The sequence below is a fragment of the uncultured Alistipes sp. genome (assembly GCF_902388705.1).
Classification (GTDB): domain Bacteria; phylum Bacteroidota; class Bacteroidia; order Bacteroidales; family Rikenellaceae; genus Alistipes.
Genome location: NZ_CABMQJ010000087.1, coordinates 1 through 6207 on the forward strand (window position 1 = coordinate 1; position 6207 = coordinate 6207).

6 protein-coding genes are annotated in these 6207 nt (G+C 60.1%); 1 reads left to right on the forward strand and 5 read right to left on the reverse strand.

Going from position 1 to position 6207, the window contains the following annotated elements:
- From QZT71_RS11670 to trkA, 4 genes are all read right to left on the reverse strand, one after another.
- A partial coding sequence (locus QZT71_RS11670; RefSeq protein ID WP_295916400.1) for an RsmB/NOP family class I SAM-dependent RNA methyltransferase occupies positions 1-976 on the reverse strand: 976 nt, incomplete at its 3' end.
- A gap of 3 nt (positions 977-979) precedes the next feature.
- Positions 980-1597, reverse strand: coding sequence for a deoxynucleoside kinase (locus QZT71_RS11675; RefSeq protein ID WP_295916401.1), 618 nt, complete (start codon positions 1595-1597; stop codon positions 980-982).
- Positions 1598-1899: 302 nt separating this feature from the next.
- Positions 1900-3372, reverse strand: coding sequence for a GH3 auxin-responsive promoter family protein (locus tag QZT71_RS11680; RefSeq protein ID WP_295916404.1), 1473 nt, complete (start codon positions 3370-3372; stop codon positions 1900-1902).
- 73 nt (positions 3373-3445) lie between these two features.
- Complete coding sequence (gene trkA, locus QZT71_RS11685) at positions 3446-4786, reverse strand: Trk system potassium transporter TrkA (RefSeq protein ID WP_295916407.1); 1341 nt, start codon at positions 4784-4786, stop codon at positions 3446-3448.
- Positions 4787-4914: 128 nt separating this feature from the next.
- Here trkA and QZT71_RS11690 point away from each other — a divergent pair, with 128 nt between their 5' ends.
- Complete coding sequence (locus QZT71_RS11690; protein WP_295916408.1) at positions 4915-5187, forward strand: hypothetical protein; 273 nt, start codon at positions 4915-4917, stop codon at positions 5185-5187.
- Between the two features lie 43 nt (positions 5188-5230).
- Here QZT71_RS11690 and QZT71_RS11695 read toward each other — a convergent pair whose 3' ends face one another.
- The gene (locus QZT71_RS11695; RefSeq protein WP_295916410.1) at positions 5231-6076 is read right to left on the reverse strand and encodes an inositol monophosphatase family protein; all 846 of its coding nucleotides are present in this window, start codon (positions 6074-6076) and stop codon (positions 5231-5233) included.
- Positions 6077-6207: the final 131 nt, after the last annotated feature.

The following is a 6207-nucleotide window of genomic DNA, read 5'->3' on the forward strand; positions in this document are numbered from 1 at the left end:
TGGGCGTCCGGCTGCGGCCCCCCGCATCGAAAGCCTTGCGGGCCACGGCGGCGAAAAAGCCCTCGCCGCGGGCCCTGTGGGGATAAAACCGGTAGGTGCGGAAAACCCCGACCCGGCCGCAGGCAATACCCCACGCCCGGTCGACGGTTATATCTTCCGCCTCCGCGAGCTCGTCGCCCGCCCATGCGAGCATCCGCTCCAAAGCGCCTTCATCCTCGTCGCGGTTGAACGTGCAGGTGCTGTAGAGCAGCTTTCCGCCGGGTTTGAGCGCCCGCCACGCCTCACGCAATATCGCGTCCTGCCTCGCGGCACAGACTTTCACATTGTTCTCGCTCCACTCCCCGCGGGCCTGCATGTCCTTGCGGAACATCCCCTCGCCCGAACAGGGGGCGTCCACGGCCACCACGTCAAACCACGCCTCGAAGTCCCCCAGCAGCCGGGGTTCGCACGCCGTCACCGCAATGTTGCCCGTTCCCCACTTGCGGACATTGTCCGCCAGCACCTGCGCGCGGCGGCGGTCTATCTCATTGGCGACGACCAGCCCGTCGGGCCCTGCGAGCGAGGCGTAGAGCGTCGTCTTGCCGCCCGGGGCCGCACAGAGGTCGAGAATCCGCTTCCCGGCGCTTTCGACCCCGCCGAGCAAATACCCCACGAACTGCGACGCGGCCTCCTGCACGTAATAGGCCCCCGCATGGAAATCGCTGTCGAGGGTAAACTGCGGCCGCGCAGCGAGGTAGTACCCCTCGCCGCACCACGGCACGCGTCCGTCGGCGTTGCGCAGCACCGCAAGCGCGGCAGGCGCATCAGGCCCGGATTGTCCCTGCGCCGATCCGGGTTCAGCCGCAACGCCGCCTTTGGCCGGATTCAGGCGTACCGAAACCGGCGGTTCGGTATCGAGTGCGGCGCAGAGCGCCGCGCCCTCCGCCTCCCCGAGGTCGCGCAGCACGCGTTCGGAGAACTTCGCAGGCAGTGCCATCGGTTATTTCCCCGCTTTAAGCGCGTCCAGCCGCGCACAAATCTTCTCCAGCACCGCCGGATCCGACACGAAGTCCTCGTGATCCTTGTCGATTACGAGCACGTCGCCCTCGTAAAGGTTTTCAATCCAATGGTTATATTTGTCGTTCAGCCGTTTGAGGTACAGCTCGTCGATGTTCATCTCGTACTCGCGGCCGCGCTTGCGGATTTGCGAGATGAGCGTCGGCACGCTCGCCTTGAGGTAAATCAGCAGGTCGGGCTTGGGGATGAGCGTGGTCATCAGCCGGAAAAGTTTCATGTAGGTTTCGATGTCGCGCGTTGGCATCAGCCCCATTTCGTGGAGGTTGTCGGCGAAGATATGCGCATCCTCGTAGATGGTGCGATCCTGGAAAATCACGCCCGTATCGGCATTGTCGGCCAGCATGTCCATCGTCTGCCGGATGCGGCTTCCGAGGAAGTAAATCTGCAAATTGAACGACCAGCGGTTCATATCCTCGTAGAAGTCGCCGATATAGGGGTTGTTGCACTCCTCGAGATAGGCCTTGGCGTTGTAGCGTTGGGTCAGAATCTGGGTCAGCGTAGTCTTTCCGCTTCCGATATTACCTGCAATGGCTATATACATAACAATCAATTATTTGTTTTACATTTTCATTCTGTCGCTCCGCTCCGGAGCGTTGTTTTCGCAGCCTGCGGACGCGTTCAAAGTCTCTCCGTCCCCAAACTGCAGGCGGCAGGCGAAAGTACGTCCGCCGTGCCGGGCCGCAGCGACAACGACAGCGTACAGTTGCCGCTTCGGCGGCGAGCCGAAATCGCGCCCTGCAAGAGCCTGTCGCGATACGGCCGGAATCGACGCCCCGGCCAGCACCGGCCGGGCCGCAACAACTTCCTCGGCACACGCTTCAGCGTCACGGAGCTGCCGGCCAATTACGGCCTGCCGTCGCCGAATGCCAGTATCTCGTCCGCCACACGGCGGTCGTTCACCAGCCGCGGCACCTTGTTTTTTCCACGTGCGCGCATCCACGCGAGGAAATGCCCGTGGCCGACAACCGTCAGCCGCTGGCGTTCGAGCGTCGTCATACGCTTGGCGTCGTAGTCCGAATTCACGGCCCGCAGCTCGCGGTCGAGCACCTCGGCGAAATGCTCGCGGCTGTCGGGCTCGCGCTCGAACTCCACGATCCACTCGTGTGCGCCCCGCTCGCGCAGCGACATGTAGCACGGCGCCACGGTATATTCCCCGACCACGGCCCCGGTTTCCCCGCAGGCGGCGACCAGCGCCCGGTCGGCGTTATCCACAATCAACTCTTCGCCGAACACGTTGATATACTGCCGCGTGCGCCCCGCGAAACGGATACGGTAAGGATTCGTCGAAGTGAACTCCACCGTATCGCCGATTTCGTAGCGCCACAGGCCGTTGTTCGACGTAATCAGCATGGCGTACACCCTGCCGCACTCCACCCCCTCGAGCGGCACGACGGTATCCCCGCTGCGGAACTCGAAGAAATTGCCGTAGTCGAGCATCAGCAGCATGTCGCTGCGTGACGGGTCGTCGGCCAGTGCGAAGAAGCCCTCCGAAGCGTTGTAGGTTTCCATATACTGCATCGCGTCCGAGGGTATCAGCGCCTCGAACGAACGGCGGTAGGGGGCGAACTCCACGCCTCCGTGCGCGAACATGCAGAGGTTGGGCCACACTTCCAGCAGGTTATTTTTGCCCGTATATTCCAATACGCGTCGCATCAGCGCCAGGTTCCACGACGGCACGCCGGCGAAAGCCGTGATATTCTCCCCGGTGCATTCGCGGCAGATTGCCTCGGCCTTGCGGTCGAAGTCCGCGATGACGGCCGTAGCCACGCGCGGAGCCCGGAACCAGCCGCTCCAGAACGTCGTTTCGTGTATCAGTATCGCCGACAGGTCACCCACGAGGTTGCGTCCCTCGCGGCTGTACGACCCGCCGAGCGTCAGCGTCTTGCCGTCGAAGACCTTCGTCTTGGGGTTGTTGGCCGAAAACACCGTCGCCACGTCGCGCATGCCCAGCGTATGGTTCCACCAGAGGGACTCCTCCGTAACGGGTATGTACTTGCTCCGGTCGGAGGTGGTGCCCGACGAACGGGCGAAAAGCTTCACGCGCCCCGGCGCCGTAACGTTGCGCTCGCCGGCCAGCATCTTTTCGATGTAAGGTTTGAACGTTTCGTAGTCGAACGTTTCGACCGACGACTGGAACTGCTCCACCGTGCGGACATGCCCCAAATCGTAACGCCACCCGAATTCCGTCCTGCGCCCGCGGCGCAGCAACTGCCGGAAGATGCGGGCCTGCGTTTCGGCCGGGTGGCGGCGAAAACGGTCGATAGCCCGTTCGCGCTGCGAAAACCAGGCCTTGAGTAATATGCTTCTGAAAGACACCTTGTCTGTTCGGTTACGTTTTGGCCTGCACCGGCAGCCCCGCGACGCACGCCGGGCCGTACGGCGCCCGCCGTCAATTAAAAAAGTATCCCACTTTGCCTACGGACGCAGGCATGGCGAATACCACCACGCGGTCGTAGGGATTGATTTCCATGTTGTCCACGGCGATGAACACCTTGTCGCCGCGCACGATGCCGCCGATAATCGTATCCTCGGGCAGCCCGAGGTCCTTGATGCGGCTTTTGACCGCCGGGGCGTTGGGCTTGACGATGAACTCCAGCACCTCGGCGTCGCTGCCCGTGAGGCATTTGATGGCCTGCACGTCGGTTGACATTGTAAAGCGGAAGATGTTCGACGCCGTCACCAGCTTCTTGTTGATAATCGTGTCGATGCCGATCGATTCGGCGAGGTTGATGTAGTTGAGGTTCTCGACCTCGGCGATTACCTTCTTGACCCCCATGCGCTTGGCGAGCATCGCCGCGAGGATGTTGGTTTCGCTGCGGCCCGTCACGGCCACGAAAGCGTCCATGTTCGAGAGCCCCTCCTCCATCATGGCCTCCGTATTGCGACCGTCCTCATTGATAATAAGCGTTTTATCGAGTGTTTCCGCCAGCCGGTAAGCCTTTTCGGCATTGTAGTCTATCAGTTTGATGTTGACCTCGTCCTGCAGCTCCGTGGCGATGCGGATGCCGATGCGCGAGCCGCCGAGAATCATCATGTTCTTAATCTCGATATTCGACTGGCCCGAAAATTCCATGACCTGCTTCACGGCGTCCTGCCGGGCAATCACGTAAATCACGTCGCCCTCGGTGAACAACTCTCCCCGACGGGGAATGATCGTCTGTCCACCCCGCGTAATGGCCACCGTACGGTAGCTCAACGGCGTCTGGTCGTCGTCGAATCCCTCCAGCTGCCGGCCCACGAGCGGCGAGGCCGGCTCGAGGCGGAAAACCACCAGCGAGAGTTTGCCGCTCGAAAAATCGACGTATTCGGTGGTCGAGGTATGCCCCAGCAGGTTGATGACTTCGCGCGCCGCCACCTTTTCGGGGTAGAACAGGTAGTCGATGCCCATGTCGATGAACATCTCCTTGTTGTTGGGCTCGAGGTATTCGTTGTTGTCGATGCGGGCGATGGATTTTTTGGCACCCAGCTTCTTGGCCAGCATCGCCGCCACGATATTGTCGTTCTCCTCGTGGTTCACGGCGATGAACAAATCGCACTTACGCACCGACGCCTTGCGGAGGACGGCGAACGTCGTCGAATCGCCCTCGACCGAAATCACGTCGGCAAGGCTCCCGACGTCGGAAAGCAGTTTCTGGTCGCTGTCGATAATAGTGATGTCGTGGCCGTTGCCGCTCAACATCTTCGCCAGGTGGCTGCCCATCTCGCCCGCTCCCGCTATCACGATTTTCATAGTATTGCGTCTGTTGTCGTTTCTGCACCGCAGCCGAAGATAAGGCAGCGTTCTTGCAATTTATCTTACAAATGTATACATTTGTGACCGAAACCCAAAATTTCGGGACGTAAAAATACCAGACAACTATGCCAACGTGGTTAATCGTTTTCCTCTTCGCCCTCGGCGCCGTCGCGCTGTTCGTGGCGGGCATGTCGCTGACGCTGATGATCAAGGGACACCATATCGACTCGGAGATATCGACCAACAAGAACATGCAGAAACTGGGCATCAAATGCGCCGTGCACGAAACACGCGAAGCGGACGGCAGCGCCGGCTGCTCCGACACGCATTCGGTCGCGGGCTGCTCGGGCAACTGCTCGGCCTGCGACATCGAGGAACAGACGAAAAAAGAGGAGTGACGCTCCTCTTTTTCTTTCTTCCGGCAAAGTGGCTGTCCGGGCGTCAGATTTTACAGTATTTCGACCGGCAGACGAACCACGGGTTACGCAAATCCTCCTCGTTGTAGAGCAGCCTCCCCCCGCCGGACAGCGTACGGGTGCTGCCGCCCGCCTCGGCGAGAATCAACTCCCCGGCCGCCGTATCCCACTCGTAGGTATGCGTCGTACGGACATAATAGTCGACGCGCCCCTCGGCCAGCAGGCAGAATTTATAGGAACTGCCCTGCTCGACAATCTCCAAATCGGGATGCGTTTCGCGCAGGCGGGCGATATGCTCCGCCGTTTCGGGCGTCTGGTGCGATCGCGACACGGCCACGCGCAGGCGGGGATAATCCGCTTCGCCCGCGAGCGGAAGGCGTGTCCAGCCCGTAACAATCTGGTCATAGGTATATTCTGCGGCGGCATCCGGCGCGATATGCTCCTTGACGTACGAGCCGGCATCGCGCCCCGCGATGTAAAGTTTCTCGAAGTAGGGGACATAAATCACCGCCCCCATGCAGACGTTGTTCTCCATCAGGGCGATATTGACCGTAAATTCGTTGTTGCCCTTGATAAATTCGACCGTGCCGTCGAGCGGATCGACCAGCCAGTAGAGCTCCCAGTTGCGGCGCTCGTCGTAAAGCATTTCACGCCCCTCCTCGCTCAAGATGGGAATGCGCGTGCGGCCCAGGTATTCGCGGATGATTTTGTGTGCAAGGCGGTCAGCGACCGTAATCGGCGTTCGGTCGTCCTTGAGGCTTATATCGTAATCGTCGAGATTTTTATAGACATTCATTATCGAGGCTCCGGCCCTGACTGCCGCATTGATAAGCGGCGGCAGCAGATACATTCTCACCTTGTCATTTATCATCGTAGCTCGCTTTTTGAGTTCGGTAACACTGATTGCCATGGTAAAGGTAACAAGAATTTATGATATAGTAAAATTTCCCTCTCCTATTTTGCGCCGGAAACGTCGCCGCGAAACAAATCCCGCTGCATAGG

Bases quoted from the DNA above. Each gene is read 5' to 3' on its own strand.
- QZT71_RS11675 (WP_295916401.1), bottom strand. From the start codon at position 1,597: ATGTATATAGCCATTGCAGGTAATATCGGAAGCGGAAAGACTACGCTG.
- trkA (WP_295916407.1), bottom strand. From the start codon at position 4,786: ATGAAAATCGTGATAGCGGGAGCGGGCGAGATGGGCAGCCACCTGGCG.
- QZT71_RS11690 (WP_295916408.1), top strand. From the start codon at position 4,915: ATGCCAACGTGGTTAATCGTTTTCCTCTTCGCCCTCGGCGCCGTCGCG.
- QZT71_RS11695 (WP_295916410.1), bottom strand. From the start codon at position 6,076: ATGATAAATGACAAGGTGAGAATGTATCTGCTGCCGCCGCTTATCAAT.